The sequence below is a fragment of the Flavobacterium xizangense genome, assembly GCF_054075145.1.
The window spans coordinates 68099-84277 of record NZ_JBSIPG010000010.1; the positions used below are offsets into that span (position 1 = coordinate 68099).

A 16179-nucleotide genomic window follows, 5' to 3' on the forward strand; every position below is an offset into this window, starting at 1 on the left:
TACACGGAAGAGTGCATAAAAAAACCGCCTAAATCTTGTTTAAGCGGTTTAATCCTTTTACAATTTTTACTAAAAGCTTACTAATTCAAAATAGTTAAAATAAATATAAGGAGGTATCTTTAAAAGTTTTATTCATATTGTTTGAAGCAAAAGTAGCTCCAAAACACACAAATTGCAGGAATAATATGGTAAAAAAATAACAAAAAAAGCCAGTAGTTAAAAAACTACTGGCTTTTCAATATTATAAGTATTTAAATTTTTTACATTCTCTCAGGAACTTCGATTCCTAATAAACTGAATGCAGATTTAATAACTTCTGCTACTTTTTGAGAAAGCTGTACTCTGAAAATCTTTTTAGTCAAATCAACTTCGCCTAAAATATGTACAGATTGATAGAATGAATTATATTCTTTTACCAAATCATACGTATAATTAGCAATCAAAGCTGGACTGTGATTTTGAGCAGCGTTTTGAATTACTTCTGGGAAAAGTTCGATTTGTTTTACCAATTCTTTTTCTTTTTCATGTAATTCTTCAATTGTTGTTGTTGCAGAAAAATCAAAATCAGCTTTGCGGATTATAGATTGAATTCTCGCATACGTATATTGAATAAATGGCCCTGTATTTCCAGCAAAATCGACAGATTCTTCAGGATTAAACAAAATGCGCTTTTTTGGATCTACTTTTAAAATGTAATATTTTAGAGCTCCAAGACCAATCGTTTTGTACAATTTTGCTTTTTCCTCAGCAGAATAACTGTCTAATTTTCCTAAATCTTCAGAAATTTGTTTTGCCGTATCGGTCATATCCTGCATCAAATCATCAGCATCGACAACGGTTCCTTCACGGCTTTTCATTTTTCCTGAAGGCAAATCAACCATTCCATATGATAGATGATATAAACTTGAAGCCCAGTCAAAACCTAATTTTTTCAAAATCAAGAATAAAACTTTAAAATGATAATCTTGCTCGTTTCCAACTGTGTAAACCATTCCACCAACATCTGGCATATCTTTTACACGCTGAATAGCAGTTCCAATATCCTGCGTCATATAAACTGCAGTTCCGTCAGAACGCAATACAATTTTACGATCCAGACCTTCATCTGTTAAATCAATCCAAACCGAACCGTCAGGATCTTTTTCAAAAACACCTTTATCTAAACCTACCTGAACAACATCTTTACCTAATAAGTAAGTATTGCTCTCATAATAATATTTATCGAAGTTAACTCCAAGATTATTGTAAGTTGTGGCGAAGCCATCATAAACCCATTGGTTCATCATTTTCCAAAGTTCAATCACTTTTTCATCACCAGCTTCCCATTTTTTAAGCATTTCCTGAGCCTCAATAATAATAGGAGCTTGTTTTTTTGCTTCTTCTTCTGTTTTTCCAGATTCAATTAATTGGTTGATTTCTTTTTTGTAGGCTTTATCAAACTCCACATAATATTTACCAACTAATTTGTCACCTTTTAAAGCTGAACTTTCCGGAGTTTCTCCGTTTCCAAATTTCTCCCAAGCTAACATCGACTTGCAGATATGAATTCCACGGTCGTTGATAATTTGCGTTTTGTATACTTTTTTTCCAGAAGCTTTTAAAATTTCAGCAACTGAATATCCCAACAAATTGTTACGAACGTGACCCAAGTGCAAAGGTTTATTTGTGTTTGGCGAAGAATATTCGACCATAACTGCTTTGTCCTCTGGATTTGGAGTTACGTAACCAAATTTTGTATTGTCTTTAATTTCATTGAAGAAATTCAAGTAATAACTATCTGAAATTACAATATTCAAAAAACCTGAAACTACGTTAAAGCGCGCTACTTCAGAAACATTTTCAACTAGATAATTTCCAATTTTATTTCCTAATTCAGCAGGATTGCTTTTGATGACTTTCAACAACGGAAAAATCACCATTGTAATATCGCCTTCAAACTCTTTTCTGGTAGTTTGAAATTCGATTTTATCAACTGAAACATCAAATAATGCCTGAATTGCTTTTTGTATAGAAGGTGTAAGAATTTGTGATAATGACATGTAACTTATTTTAAAGTGAGCAAAGATACAGCTTATTCATCAATTACAGAAAATGAAAAACATATAAAATCGAACAAAACGTTTAGAATTTCTTAAAAAAGTCTTTCAGAAGAATGTTAAAATTATCAAAAAATTAAAACGCTAATCTCCTACTAAACAGAACATCTCGGATTAGATTGAAAAAAAATTAAGTTTTTCTTGTAACATATCAATCATAAAAGAGTCTTAATAGAGACTTTGAATTTATTTAAAGCAAAAAAAATCTAACAAAAACAAAAAAACAATCATCATCAATCAAATCAAAATAATCAATTATTAACTATGAAATTAAAATTTTTTCTGTTCGCATTATTTAGTTTAATTGCAACAGCTCAGGCCCAGAATTCCGGGACAGTCTCGGGGAAAATTATCGAAAAATCGAATAACGCACCAATTTCGTATGCAACTGTTTCTGTCAAAGAAAACGGAAAAGTTGTATCAGGGGTTAACACTGATGACAATGGTGATTTTACAATCAAAAATTTAGCATTGAAAAGCTACACTATCGAAATTCAATATATTGGTTTCAAAAAATATGTTGGTTCTTTGATTTTAAGCGAAAACAGAAAAACCGCTACAGTAAATGTTTCTCTTGAAGAAGAAGCAACACAATTGAAAGGTGTAAATGTTGTGGCTGAACGCTCAACTATTGAACAAAAAATTGACCGTAAGGTAATTAATGTCGGGAAAGATTTAACCACAGCTGGTGCTTCTGCATCTGACATTATGAGCAATATCCCATCTGTAAACGTAGATCAGGATGGAAAACTTTCGCTTCGCGGAAATGACAATGTACGTGTATTAATTGACGGACGACCTTCTAATATTGACCCTGCTCAATTATTGAAACAAATTCCTTCGACTTCGATCAAAAAAATTGAATTAATTACAAATCCAAGTGCTAAATACAATCCAGAAGGAATGTCTGGAATCATCAACATCGTTTTACACAAAAATGCTAATACTGGTTTCAACGGAAGCTACAGTGGTGGTATTACTTTTGGAGAAACTGCAAAATACAACCAATCTCTTGATTTGAACTACAAAACCGGAAAAGTAAATTTCTTTGGAAATGGAGGACAAAACTTTGGTACCTATTACAACAAAGGAAGAATTCAAAGATTAGATCAGGATATTGAGCAAAATTTGAAAATTTCTAACGAAAATGACAATTACTTGTACAAACTTGGAATGGATTATTTGATTGATGACAAAAATACTTTGTCATTCTATACGAATCAAAACAAATCAACTGGAAATGGAAATGTAATTACTGATATTGATTACAATAACGCTGATCCAGATATTTTTAATATTTACCAAGATTCACATTATAAAGGTCCAAGCAAAACGGGAACTTATAATTTAGCATACAAACATATTTTCAAAAAAGAAGGACATACTTTAGATTTTGAAGGAAACTATAGTGATACTAAATCAGATCAAAATGCAAATTTTAATACTACAACAACAAGACCTGACAACACTTCAAACAATGTAATTTACAGTGATCAAATTGGTGATCAGAGAAAATTGAGCACAATAAACGTTGATTATGTAAATCCGTTGAATGATAAAACTACTCTTGAAGCTGGTGCTGAAGCTAGAATTACAAGAACAAACAATGATTACAACACAGGTAATCCTCTTGTTCCTGTTAACGAAAGAGTTTCAAACTATACTTACGATACTGATATCTATTCAGCTTATGTGACTTTTGGTCAAAAATTCAAAAAATTCAGCTACCAATTAGGAACTCGTTTTGAGAGCTATAAAGTAGAAGCAAATTTAAATCATGGTAAGGATAAATTTAATGATGATTATATTACGTTATATCCGTCAGCTTATTTGACTTATAATCTGAATGAGAAAAATGTATTACAATTAAGCTATAGCCGTCGTGTTGACCGTCCAAGTATTGAGCAAACAAAACCAATTCGTGAGTTTTCTACACCTTTAGTAACTTCATATGGAAATCCTGAATTAAGACCTCAATTTACAAACTCCGTTGAAGTAAATTACACTAAAACTCTTGATAAAGGAAGTGTAACTGCTGGAGTTTTCGTAAGAAGTATTAACGATCAAATAGGTAGAACTTTAAGCCCAGATCCAAGTAATCCAGCACAAAAACAGATTTTAAGTTATACTAACTTTGATCATAATAGTGCATATGGTTTTGATCTTTCATTTAATTACAAGATCACTAAATGGTGGGATATTCAACCATCTATTGACTTTTCAAGTATCAAACAACAAGGCGTTGTTTTTAAATATGATCCTATAACAAATACAAGTTCGCCTCTTGAACGCAGTGTTACAACAACGGCATTCAATGGACGTATGAACTCTAACTTCAAACCAACAAAACGTTTAAGCTTTTTGTTATTTGGTTTTTACAGAGGGCCTGTTGAAGATATTCAACAAAACAGACACGAAATGTACAAAATGGATATTGGTTCACGTTATACATTGTTAGACAACAAAATGAACATTAGCGTACGTTTTAATGATGTTTTCAAAACAATGAAATATGCTTTTGATGGAATTTATCCTTATCCTCAAACAGGTCAGTTTTCTTGGGAAAGCAGAACAGTTTATTTAGGTTTGACTTACAACTTTGGTGGTGGAAAAATCAAAAACCTACAACGTAAACAAAGAGAAGATAACACTAATAAAGGTGGTGGCGGAATGTTTTAATCCCACTTTGATTAGTAGATTTTAATAGTTCTTGTAGAAAAGAAAAGCCTGGAGTATGCCAACTCCAGGCTTTTTATTTTAGATTATAAAAAATTCCTTAATTCTTTAATTTCTTCGGGATTTGGAATTTCAGACTTATCTGTAATTGCCGATGAATGATAAAAAGTTGGAGTCAGCTTATCTTGCAATAATTTTATATTTGAAGATCTTAAGCCTCCTCCTGGCATTATTTCGATTCGGTCTTTGGCTAATTTTTGAATTTGTTCTAAATCAAAAATTCCTTCTTCAACATTTTTTCCTGTTCCTGAAGTCAAAATAGTTTGAAAACCACATTCAATTACATCTTCAAGTCCTTTTTCAATAGAATCTACAACATCAAAAGCGCGATGGAAAGTACATGATAGCGGATGCGCTAAATGTACCAATTCTTTATTTTGCCTTTTATTTACTTTCCCGTTTGGTTTCAAAATTCCGAAAACAAAACCGTCAACGCCTAACTTTTTATAGTGTTTGATATCTTGTTTCATTTCTGTCAACTCTTCATCAGAATAAACAAAATCACCACCACGAGGCCTTATAATGACATGCATTTTTATTTTGACGCTTTCGCGGACTTTCACTACTAAAATAGAATTTGGCGTGGTTCCTCCTAATTCCATATTTTCACACAGCTCAATTCTGTCCGCACCGCTTTCCTGCGCAATTATTGCCGACTCATAATTGAAACACGCTATTTCGAGTTGATTTTTTTTCATTGTAAACATCTAAAAGGGCTTCGACTTCGCTCAGCCTGACAATTATTAATTAAGTGACTTTTAACTCGATTGTCATCCTGAGCGAAGTCGATGGCTAAGTTACAATTAAAGTTCTTTTTTATTAAAATTTTTATGACTGGATTCGTTTAAACATTCCGATAATTTTTTCAAATCTTCCCATTTATCTTTTATTATTGCTTCTTTCTTTTTACGACTCCAACCTTTTACTTGTTTCTCAAATGTAATAGCTTGATTCACATCATTAAATTCTGCATAAAAAACTAATTCCAATGGTCTTTTAGTAAATGTATAGCACTCTAAATTTAATCCGTAATTGTGTTCGTTTAATCTTCTTTCAATATTATTTGTAAATCCTGTGTAATAGCTATTATCAGAACATTTTAATATATAAACATAATATAGTTTCATCTTACTTTTAGTTTAAATCAATTCAAATTAAAAGTAAGAAAAATATCTCTTTTTTTAACATACATTTCAACATTCCAATTGTCACCCTGAGCGAAGTCGAAGGGCGCTCCAATTGGAACGTGGGCTTCGACTTCGCTCAGCCTGACAATAAAACCTAACTTATCAACGACATATAAAAAAAACCTGCTCCAAAAATGAAGCAGGTTTCAAAAAAATATAATGTAAGATGATTATTTTACCATTTAATAATTGCGCTCGCCCAAGTGAATCCACTTCCAAAAGCTGCTAAAACTACCGTATCTCCAGATTTTATTTTTCCTTGTTCCCAAGCTTCTGTCAAAGCAATTGGAATAGATGCTGCAGTTGTATTACCATATTTCTGGATATTATTATGGACTTGGTCGTCAGACAATTTGAATTTGTTTTGAATGAACTGTGAAATTCTCAAATTCGCCTGATGTGGAATCAACATATCAATATCTGAAACTTGCAAACCATTTGCTTCCAATCCTTCATTGATAACTTCTGCAAAACGAACTACTGCGTTTTTAAATACAAATTGTCCATTCATATAGGGATAATAACTTTCATCGTTAGGATCGTTATCTGCAATAATATCAGTTACCCAGCGCGCGCCCATTCCAGGTGCTTGCAAAGCTAATTCTTCAGCATGTTGACCTTCTGAATGTAAGTGAGTTGATAAAATTCCTTTTGTCAAATCTTCTTCACGGCTTAAAACAGCTGCTCCTGCTCCATCTCCAAAAATTACCGAAACACCACGCCCACGAGTTGTCATGTCTAATCCTGTAGAGTGAACTTCAGAACCAATTACCAAAATATTTTTATACATTCCAGTTTTAATATATTGGTCAGCAACAGAAATAGCATAAACAAAACCTGAACATTGGTTTCTTACATCTAAAGCTCCAACAGTTCTCAATCCTAAATCTCTTTGAACCAAAACTCCAGGCCCTGGAAAATAGTAGTCTGGACTTAATGTAGCAAAAACTACAAAATCAATATCTTCTTTGGCAACGCCAGAACGTTCTATTGCAATTTTAGCTGCTTTTACACCCATCGAAGTTGTGGTATCTTCCCCACGAATAATGTGTCTGCGCTCCTGAATTCCGGTTCTCTCCTGAATCCATTCATCATTGGTATCCATAATCTTAGACAAATCATCGTTGGTCACAACATTTGAAGGAACATAATATCCTAAGCCCGCTATTTTTGAATGATACATATTCTTTTTATTGTTTGTTAAAAAATTGGATTGCAAATTTACGTATAGTTTAAAACATAAGCACCCAAATTACTATTTTTTTCGTTATTAGCAATTTAATATACTTTAATTCTAAAGTTTATTAGAATCATTTCTTTTGAAAAAAATCAGTCTTTTGTTAAAAACAATGAAAAGTATTTAAATTATGCTTTAAAATGTAACAAGATTGAAGTACTTTAGTCAAACAATACGAATACCATTTTTTAAACCCCTAAAATTCAAATTATGAAATTAAAGGTTACATTACTCTTATTTCTAAACATTGGTTTTATTGCTTTTGCCCAAGAAAACTTAACGTACCAAAAACCATCAAAATCTATTTTAGATTTAGCCGATTATGAACGTGCGCCGACAGTATCAATGGATACTAAAAAAGAATACATGTTACTAATGTACAGGCCAACTTATAAAACATTAGATGACTTAAACCAAGAAGAACTTCGTTTGGGTGGATTAAGAATCAACCCAATCACAAACATTTCAAGCACAGTAACGTATTTAAGTAATTTAAAAGTACGCAAAATCAACAGCAAGGACGAAGTACAAGTTACAGGTTTGCCAAGCAATCCTAAAATAAGCAATATTTTGTGGTCGCCAAATGACAAAAAAATATTGTTTTCGCATACTGCTGCAACAGGAGTTGAACTTTGGGTCATAGATGTTGCCACTGCAAATGCTACAAAGCTAACTGATGCAACAGTGAATGCCAATCTTGGAAATCCGTTTAGCTGGTTTTCAGACAATGAAACGATTTTGGTAAAAATGCTTCCTAAAAACAGACAACCTTTATTAGATGCTAAAAAAGATTTGCCAACTGGTCCAATTATTTCGAATACTTCCGGGGAAAAATCTCAAAATAGAACGTATCCTGATATGTTGAAAAACAAAAATGACGAAATAAATTTCGAAAATATTGTTACTTCTGAATTGTATAAAGTAAACCTAAAAGGAGATACCGTTTTGTTTAAAGATGCGGCAATGTATTTTGGAGAAAGAATTTCGCCAGATGGAAATTACATTATGCTGACTACCATTCAAAAACCATTTTCATATGTAGTGCCATTATACAGATTCCCTTCAAGAACAATTGTTTATGATGCAAGAGGAAAAGAAATCAAAACAGTAAACGAAGTTCCGTTAAGCGAAATAATGCCAAAAGGTTTTATGGCCGTTCGAAAAGGTAAACGTGAAATGATCTGGAGAAATGACAAACCTGCAACATTAGCATTCGTAACTGCTTTAGACGAAGGAGACCCAGCTAACAAAGTAGAATTTAGAGATGAAGTTTTTCTATGGGATGCGCCTTTTACAAGCAATCCAACTTCATTAGTAAAATTACCTCAGCGTTTCAGTGATATAACTTGGGGGAATGATAATATTGCTGTTGTTTCTGATGAATGGTATGATACGCGTAATACAAAAACATATTTGATCAATCCATCAAATCCAAGTGAACAACCAAAATTGATTACGGACAGAAACTCTCAAGATGTTTATTCTGATCCGGGAATTTTTGAAACAAAGAAAAATGAATACAATAAATATGTTTTAGCTATTGAAAATGATAATGCATATCGTATTGGAGATGGATTTACTAAAGCGGGTCAATTCCCTTTTATTGACGAATTCGATTTGAAAACTTTAAAATCAAAACGCGTTTACACTTCTTCTTATAAAGATAAAAAAGAAGATTTATTAGAAATTGAAGATTTTAAATCAGGCAAAGTTTTAGTTCAGATTCAGTCTAAAAGCGAATATCCGAATTATTATTTCAGAAACATTAAAAAACAAAACAGCCTCACTCCTATTACTGCTTTTAAAAATCCTTTTGAAAGCATAAAAGATGTGAGCAAAGAAGTTATCAAATACAAACGTAAAGATGGTGTTGAACTTTCTGGAACTTTGTATTTACCTGCAGGTTACGACAAAGTTAAAAAAGAAAAATTGCCTTTGTTAATCTGGGCATATCCTGCAGAATACAAAGACAAAAACAGTGCTGGACAAGTAACTCAAAATTCAAATGAATTTACTGTTCCTTATTACGGTTCGTTTGTTTATTGGGTAACAAAAGGATATGCTGTTCTCGATGATGCTGCTTTTCCAATTATTGGAGAAGGTACAACAGAGCCAAATGACAACTTCATTTCACAATTAGTTGATAATGCCGAAGCTGCAATTAATGCAGTTGATGCTTTAGGATACATCAACCGTAAAAAAGTGGCTGTTGGCGGACATTCATATGGAGCCTTTATGACCGCTAACTTATTGACACATTCTAATCTTTTTGCTTGTGGAATTGCGCGAAGCGGTGCCTACAACAGAACTTTGACTCCTTTTGGTTTTCAAACCGAACAACGTAATTATTGGGAAGTTCCTCAAGTTTACAATACAATGTCGCCTTTTATGAATGCGGATAAAATGAAAACACCAATTTTATTAGTTCACGGCGAAGCCGATAATAATCCTGGAACTTTTACTTTACAGACAGAGCGTTATTTTCAGGCTTTAAAAGGTTTGGGTGCTAATGCAAGAATGGTAATTTTACCTAAAGAAGCGCATAGTTATGTTGCTAAAGAAAACATTTTACACTTGCTTTGGGAGCAAGATCAGTTTTTAGAGAAGTATTTGAAAAACTAATTTTTTCTTTAAAAGTTACAAAAAGAAAACCCGACAGATTTGAAACTGTCGGGTTTTCTTTTTAAGTATTAAAAATTATCTAATTCTCAAATTGGCAAATTTTCTAATTAAAGATAATTTAAGCCAAGAAATATTTCCTGTTCAAGAGGCAAATCAATTTCACTTTCAAAGAAAATCAATTGTCTTTTATAAACGGTTTCAATTAAATAATGATTTCCTCTAAAATAAGTTCTTCTGATTTTCACTTGCAATTTTGAATCGGCAACCATTTTAAATTGATGCGGATATACTAATGTTTTATGAGTCTCATCTTCATAATCCAGCAATAGATGAGTTGCAACTTCATTCACTTCACCAAAAAGCGAAGCAACATATTTAGTTTGGGGATCTTCGTATATTTTTGTTGGATTGTCTTTTACAATAACTTCTCCGTTACGCATCACAATGGCTTCATCTGCAAATGACAATGCGTCTGTACTGTCGTGTGTCGCGATAATGCAAGTAATCCCTTTTTGCTTTAAATATCTAAATAAATTTCGGCGCAAAGCATTTTTTCTAAAAGCATCAATCTGACTGAAAGGTTCGTCAAGCAAAATTACTTCGGGTTCTAAAGCCAAAACTCTAACCAGAGCAACTCTTTGCTGCTGACCTCCACTCAAAAACTTCGTTTTTACATTGGCAAAATTTTCCATTTCGACCATTTCCAATAATTCCTGCACCCGAAGTTTTTTCATATTGGCAAAACCATTCGATAGAAATTTCCCTACATTCTCTGCCACGGTTTCATAAGGAGACAAATCAAAATCCTGAGCCAGATATTTCATATAAGGCATTCCTGGAATCAAATTGTATTTTGGACCTAAAACTGGTTTTTCGTTATAAAAAATTTTGCCTTCATCTAAATCATATAAACCATAAATTAGTTTAAGCAGCGTACTTTTACCGCATCCGCTTTCACCTATAATAGCGATATTTTCACCTTTATTTATAGTAAAAGAAACGTTATTTATAACGGGTTTGTCAGTGTACGAAAAAGAAATATTTTGAATATCGAGCATGAGTTGAATTTGAGAGTTCAAATTTACAATGTTTAATTTCTAAAGTCAAAAAAAAGCTGCTTCAATTAAGAAACAGCTTTTAATAAATTTTATTGCCTTTTAAAACTATTTTCCAGCTTCGGCTTTAGCATCATTTACCATTTTGTCATTTGCAGTAATTGCAAACTCAACACGACGGTTTTGGCTTCTTCCTTCTGGAGTATCGTTAGTAGCAATAGGATCAGCAATTCCTAAACCTGAAGTTTTGAAACGACTTGCTTTTAATCCTTTTGAAACTAAATAAGCCTGAACAGAAGCAGCTCTTTGGCCTGAAAGTGTCAAGTTATATTCTGGTTTACCTGTATTATCAGTATAACCAAAAATTTCAATATTAGTATCTCCGTAATCATTAAACACAGGAACTAACTTATCTAAATTTGCTTTTGCAGTTGAAGTCAAAGTTGATTTGTTAGTATCAAAACGAACAGCATTTTCATTCAAAGTCAAGTGAATACCTTCACCTACTCTTTCAACATCTGCACCTGGAAGCGCCTGATCAATTTCACGAGCCTGTTTATCCATTTTATTTCCAATTAAGGCACCAGTTCCACCACCAACAGCAGCTCCAATTGCAGCTCCTAAGGCAGCATTTCCACCTTTACCTAAATTGTTTCCTAGAATACCACCAATAAGTCCTCCGGCAACAACTCCAATTCCAGCTCCTTTTTGCGTATTGTTAGCATTTTTTACTGAATCACAGCTTGCAAAAAAACTAGTCAATATAAGTAAACTACTCAACCCTAAAACTTTTATCTTTCTCATGTGTATATATTTTAATATTATTAGCCTTTTTTAATTAGCTCTTTGAAATTGGTACGTTACGTCCTTAACTTGTCCGCCAACGTTGATGTTGTCAATTAATTGGAAAGAATTATCACTCAGTCCTGCAACTTTAAGCAAATAACCTTCTTTTACATTTTTCGATTTGGTTCCAGGATTAACAATTTTAAGAACAAAAAGTCCCTGATTATTGATGCTCCAAACAATTGGCGAAGTAAATGCTGTACAGCTTGGCGCGTTCAGGGTCATAGTGCCTTTGTTATTATTAGAAATAAAATTCCAAGTACTGCCAATAAAACATTTTGAATCAGCTAGATCAAATGAATTTACCTTAATGTAATCAGAACCAGGATAAGACACATTGGTTAAAACCCAATTTCCTTTAATTGCTACTTGAGTAGATTTGTCAAGTTTAGTAGAAAGTGTTGGCGCTTCTGTTGAAGCAGTTGTAGACGAAGCCGATTTACACGCAAAAAACATCGTGGCGATCATGCAAATGAAAATAATTTTCTTCATTTTATACATTATTTAAGTTAATACTTACGCGTTTAACAATTATTATACCACAAATATACGATTCGTTGAGATAATTTCTGTTCCAAAATCTATTTATTTTCTTTCAAAATTAACACTTCCGACATTTTGTCACCCAAAAAACAATTGGTATTCTATTTGAACAAATGAAAACCATCACGTTAAACTCAAAAATTAAAAAAATATGACAACAGGTAAAATTAATGTTTCGGTAGAAAACATCTTTCCCTTAATCAAAAAGTTCTTATACAGCGATCACGAAATCTTTTTACGTGAGCTGGTTTCAAACGGAACAGACGCTACTTTAAAGTTAAAACACCTAATCAGTATTGGTGAAGCTAAAGTTGAATATGGAAATCCGGTTATCGAAATTAAAGTAGATAAAGAAGGTAAAAAAATCCATATAATCGACCAAGGTTTAGGTATGACAGCTGATGAAGTAGAAAAATACATTAATCAGGTAGCTTTTTCAGGAGCTGAAGAGTTTTTGGACAAATACAAAGATTCTGCTAAAGATTCTGGAATTATAGGCCATTTTGGTCTTGGTTTCTATTCTGCTTTTATGGTTGCTGAAAAAGTAGAAATCATTACAAAATCATACAAAGATGAACCTGCAGCTCACTGGACATGTGACGGAAGTCCTGAATTTACTCTAGAACCAGCTGACAAAACTTCACGTGGTACTGAAATCATTCTTCATATTGCTGAAGATTCTTTAGAATTCTTAGACGATTCTAAAATCAGTGGTTTATTAAGCAAATACAATAAGTTCATGCCAATTCCAATTAAATTTGGAACAAGAACAGAAACACTTCCTAAACCAGAAGATGCTCCTGAGGATTACGTAAACGAAACTATCGAAGTTGACAACATCATCAATAATCCAAATCCGGCTTGGACAAAACAACCTTCTGAATTATCTGATGAAGATTACAAAAACTTCTACAGAGAATTGTATCCTATGCAATTCGAAGATCCGTTGTTTAATATTCACTTAAATGTAGATTACCCATTCAACTTAACCGGTATTTTGTATTTCCCAAAATTAGGAAATGACATGCAGATCCAGAAAGATAAAATTCAGTTGTACCAAAACCAAGTTTACGTTACTGATAACGTAGAAGGAATTGTTCCTGAATTTTTGACAATGTTAAAAGGTATAATTGATTCTCCAGATATTCCATTGAACGTTTCTCGTTCAGGTTTACAGGCAGACGGAGCGGTTAAGAAAATTTCAAACTACATCACACGTAAAGTTGCTGATAAACTAAAATCTTTATTCAACGAAAACCGTGCTGATTTTGAAGCAAAATGGAACGACATTAAAATCGTTTTAGAATACGGAATGCTTTCTGAAGATAAATTCTATGAAAAAGCAGGTGCATTTGTATTGTACCCTACTGTAAATGACAAGTATTTCACCTTAGAAGAATTAAAAGAAAAACTAAAAGAAAATCAAACTGATAAAGATGGCAAACTTGTAGTTCTTTACGCTGGAAACAAAGATGCACAACACTCTTATATTGAAGCAGCAAAAGATAAAGGTTACGAAGTTTTACTTTTAGATTCTCCAATTATTTCGCATTTAATTCAAAAAATAGAAAACGATAATAAAGATGTGACTTTTGTACGTGTTGACTCTGATCATATTGACAATTTGATCAAAAAAGATGAAAACACGATTTCTAAATTATCTGATGAAGAAAAAGCAACTTTAAAAACTTCTCTAGAAGCATATATTCCAAAAGCTTACAGCGTACAATTAGAAGCTATGGATTCTCAGGCAGCGCCGTTCATTATTACGCAGCCAGAATTTATGCGAAGAATGAAAGAAATGAGCCAAACTGGCGGAGGCGGAATGTTCGGAATGGGAAATATGCCAGAAATGTACAATTTGGTGGTAAATACAAATTCTGATTTAGCTTCAAGCATTTTAAATACTGAAGACAAAACACACCAGGAACACTTGGTAAAACAAGCTTTAGACTTAGCAAAATTATCGCAAAATCTTTTAAAAGGTGAAGCTTTAACTGCTTTTGTAAAAAGAAGCTTTGAGATGATTAAGTAAGATTTTTATCTCCTAAAATAATTTTCAAAAATCCCGTAAGTTGAACTTACGGGATTTTTTTATTGCGATTCATTTTTTTTGTTACATTTGAAGACCTTTAAAATCTAACTTAACAAAAAACTACTATGAAAAAAATCGTTCTTTTAGTTACAACGGTTTGTGCAACAGCATTAACCTACATTTCATGTTCTAGCAATGATGATATTGCAACTCAAACCGATACGACAGCTGTTGGCGCTTCAATCTCAATTGATGCCGCAAACGAAATGGATGTCAATACAGGATTATCTGTAACAAACAGCTCAGGAACCTCAAAACCTGCAGCAGCAGTGTGCGCAACAATTACAGTTTCCACAGGATCTTATCCTAAAGTATATACGGTAGATTATGGAACTGCAGGATGCACAGATAACGGACTTACAAGAAAAGGAAAATTAAAACTTACTCTTACTGGACCAGTAACTACTACAGGAAGCAAATTGACAATCGAAAGAATCGACTATTCGATCAACGGAATTAAACTTGAAGGAACAATCGAATATACAAATACTACAACAGTTGCTACTGTACCACAATTTACTAGAAAAGTAACAAATGGAAAATTTACTGACTTATTAGGAAGAATTTACACAAACTCTGGAACCTATACAGTAAAACAAACTGCAGGTGTTGACACTCCTTTTGTTCTTGAAGACAACGTTTATGAAATGACAGAAGGAACACATACAGTGACTACTGAAAAAGGCACAACTTTAACTTTTACTGTTCAGGAAACTTTGATTAAAAAATATTCATGCCAATACATTTCAAAAGGAAAATTAAAAATCGAAGGCGGATTACTTAAAGGAGTTATTGACTACGGAAACAATGACTGCGACAGCAAATTTACTTATACTCACGAGAGCGGAGCAATTTATACGTTGTCAATGTAAGAATCTCATTTTTATAAAAATATATAAATCCCAATTTAGAAATAGATTGGGGTTTTATTTTTTATTAAAATTTAAATCCCCATAACCACATTCAAACTATTTTCTTTATTTTGCACCAAAATCTAAAAACCAATGAAAAAATCTATTATTGCCTTTGCTGCAATTGCCCTATTAGCATCATGTAGCAAAAAAAATGAATCTCCTGACAACCTGCACATCACAGGAAACATTAAAGGATTAAAAAAAGGAACTTTATATATTCAAAGAATTGTTGACACTTCGCTAGTTGCAATCGATAGCATTAAAATTGATGGAAATTCAGCTTTTGAACGCGATATCAAATTAGAATCTCCAGAAATGCTTTATTTGTTTTTAGACAGAGGTGTAACGAATTCAATGGACAATAATATTTTATTTTTTGCAGAACCTGGAAACATAAACATTGACACCAACTTAGATAATTTCATTTATAGTGCTAAAATCACAGGATCTAAAAATCAAGAATTATACGAAGAGTATAAAAAAATAAACAATCGTTTCAATGATGAAAGTCTGGCTCTTGTAGAACCAAGATTTAAAGCGATGAAAAGAAACGACCAAAAAGCTTTAGACAGCATTAACACAAAACAGGACTCAAATACTAAAAGAAAATATCTTTTTGCCACAAACTTCGCTCTTAACAACAAAGATCACGAAATTGCGCCTTATATTGCTTTAGCAGAGATTTACGATATCAACGTAAAATTCTTAGATACGATTCAGAAATCGATGACACCAAAAGTAGCACAGTCGCTTTACGGAAAGAAACTAACAAAATATGTTGCTGATATAAAAAAACAAGAACAAAAAGCTCCAGTAGCTGCAGAATAACAAACAAAAAACGTCCTGAA

12 protein-coding genes are annotated in these 16179 nt (G+C 32.7%); 5 read left to right on the forward strand and 7 right to left on the reverse strand.

The annotated features are described in order from the left end of the window. Nucleotides 1-260 precede the first annotated feature (260 nt). Nucleotides 261-2039 (reverse strand): arginine--tRNA ligase, encoded by a 1779-nt coding sequence (gene argS, locus ACWA1B_RS18205; protein ID WP_456909361.1) that lies wholly within the window; start codon nt 2037-2039, stop codon nt 261-263. 321 nt (nt 2040-2360) lie between these two features. On the opposite strand from argS, the gene ACWA1B_RS18210 reads away from it, so the two are divergent. Then, nucleotides 2361-4775, forward strand: a complete 2415-nt coding sequence (locus tag ACWA1B_RS18210; protein ID WP_456909363.1) for a TonB-dependent receptor — start codon at nt 2361-2363, stop codon at nt 4773-4775. Nucleotides 4776-4858: 83 nt separating this feature from the next. Here ACWA1B_RS18210 and ACWA1B_RS18215 read toward each other — a convergent pair whose 3' ends face one another. The 3 genes from ACWA1B_RS18215 to ACWA1B_RS18225 form a co-directional block, all read right to left on the reverse strand. Beyond that, on the reverse strand, nt 4859-5530 hold the full coding sequence (locus ACWA1B_RS18215) for a copper homeostasis protein CutC (protein WP_456909365.1): 672 nt from the start codon (nt 5528-5530) through the stop codon (nt 4859-4861). A gap of 105 nt (nt 5531-5635) precedes the next feature. Then, nucleotides 5636-5959, reverse strand: coding sequence for a GIY-YIG nuclease family protein (locus ACWA1B_RS18220; protein WP_456909367.1), 324 nt, complete (start codon nt 5957-5959; stop codon nt 5636-5638). A gap of 235 nt (nt 5960-6194) precedes the next feature. Next, nucleotides 6195-7202 carry a 3-oxoacyl-ACP synthase III family protein gene (locus ACWA1B_RS18225; RefSeq protein WP_115889760.1) on the reverse strand — a complete coding sequence of 336 codons (1008 nt, stop codon included), beginning with the start codon at nt 7200-7202 and terminating at the stop codon, nt 6195-6197. A 264-nt stretch (nt 7203-7466) separates the two neighbouring features. Here ACWA1B_RS18225 and ACWA1B_RS18230 point away from each other — a divergent pair, with 264 nt between their 5' ends. Further along, complete coding sequence (locus tag ACWA1B_RS18230; protein ID WP_456909369.1) at nt 7467-9878, forward strand: S9 family peptidase; 2412 nt, start codon at nt 7467-7469, stop codon at nt 9876-9878. Between the two features lie 107 nt (nt 9879-9985). On the opposite strand, the gene ACWA1B_RS18235 is transcribed toward ACWA1B_RS18230, so the two are convergent. The 3 genes from ACWA1B_RS18235 to ACWA1B_RS18245 form a co-directional block, all read right to left on the reverse strand. After that, complete coding sequence (locus ACWA1B_RS18235) at nt 9986-10936, reverse strand: ABC transporter ATP-binding protein (protein WP_456909371.1); 951 nt, start codon at nt 10934-10936, stop codon at nt 9986-9988. Nucleotides 10937-11041: 105 nt separating this feature from the next. Further along, nucleotides 11042-11737, reverse strand: coding sequence for an OmpA family protein (locus tag ACWA1B_RS18240; RefSeq protein WP_456909373.1), 696 nt, complete (start codon nt 11735-11737; stop codon nt 11042-11044). Nucleotides 11738-11767: 30 nt separating this feature from the next. Beyond that, on the reverse strand, nt 11768-12271 hold the full coding sequence (locus tag ACWA1B_RS18245; RefSeq protein WP_035650710.1) for a lipocalin family protein: 504 nt from the start codon (nt 12269-12271) through the stop codon (nt 11768-11770). Between the two features lie 202 nt (nt 12272-12473). Between ACWA1B_RS18245 and htpG the strand changes: the two genes are divergently transcribed. From htpG to ACWA1B_RS18260, 3 genes are all read left to right on the forward strand, one after another. Then, on the forward strand, nt 12474-14357 hold the full coding sequence (gene htpG / locus ACWA1B_RS18250) for a molecular chaperone HtpG (RefSeq protein ID WP_456909375.1): 1884 nt from the start codon (nt 12474-12476) through the stop codon (nt 14355-14357). A gap of 125 nt (nt 14358-14482) precedes the next feature. Continuing rightward, nucleotides 14483-15289, forward strand: a complete 807-nt coding sequence (locus tag ACWA1B_RS18255; RefSeq protein WP_456909377.1) for a hypothetical protein — start codon at nt 14483-14485, stop codon at nt 15287-15289. A 132-nt stretch (nt 15290-15421) separates the two neighbouring features. Beyond that, the gene (locus tag ACWA1B_RS18260) at nt 15422-16159 is read left to right on the forward strand and encodes a DUF4369 domain-containing protein (protein ID WP_456909379.1); all 738 of its coding nucleotides are present in this window, start codon (nt 15422-15424) and stop codon (nt 16157-16159) included. Nucleotides 16160-16179 lie beyond the last annotated feature (20 nt).

Excerpts from the sequence above, each read along its gene's own strand:
- argS (WP_456909361.1), bottom strand. The coding sequence starts at position 2,039 with ATGTCATTATCACAAATTCTTACACCTTCTATACAAAAAGCAATTCAG.
- ACWA1B_RS18210 (WP_456909363.1), top strand. The coding sequence starts at position 2,361 with ATGAAATTAAAATTTTTTCTGTTCGCATTATTTAGTTTAATTGCAACA.
- ACWA1B_RS18215 (WP_456909365.1), bottom strand. The coding sequence starts at position 5,530 with ATGAAAAAAAATCAACTCGAAATAGCGTGTTTCAATTATGAGTCGGCA.
- ACWA1B_RS18220 (WP_456909367.1), bottom strand. The coding sequence starts at position 5,959 with ATGAAACTATATTATGTTTATATATTAAAATGTTCTGATAATAGCTAT.
- ACWA1B_RS18225 (WP_115889760.1), bottom strand. The coding sequence starts at position 7,202 with ATGTATCATTCAAAAATAGCGGGCTTAGGATATTATGTTCCTTCAAAT.
- ACWA1B_RS18230 (WP_456909369.1), top strand. The coding sequence starts at position 7,467 with ATGAAATTAAAGGTTACATTACTCTTATTTCTAAACATTGGTTTTATT.
- ACWA1B_RS18235 (WP_456909371.1), bottom strand. The coding sequence starts at position 10,936 with ATGCTCGATATTCAAAATATTTCTTTTTCGTACACTGACAAACCCGTT.
- ACWA1B_RS18240 (WP_456909373.1), bottom strand. The coding sequence starts at position 11,737 with ATGAGAAAGATAAAAGTTTTAGGGTTGAGTAGTTTACTTATATTGACT.
- ACWA1B_RS18245 (WP_035650710.1), bottom strand. The coding sequence starts at position 12,271 with ATGAAGAAAATTATTTTCATTTGCATGATCGCCACGATGTTTTTTGCG.
- htpG (WP_456909375.1), top strand. The coding sequence starts at position 12,474 with ATGACAACAGGTAAAATTAATGTTTCGGTAGAAAACATCTTTCCCTTA.
- ACWA1B_RS18255 (WP_456909377.1), top strand. The coding sequence starts at position 14,483 with ATGAAAAAAATCGTTCTTTTAGTTACAACGGTTTGTGCAACAGCATTA.
- ACWA1B_RS18260 (WP_456909379.1), top strand. The coding sequence starts at position 15,422 with ATGAAAAAATCTATTATTGCCTTTGCTGCAATTGCCCTATTAGCATCA.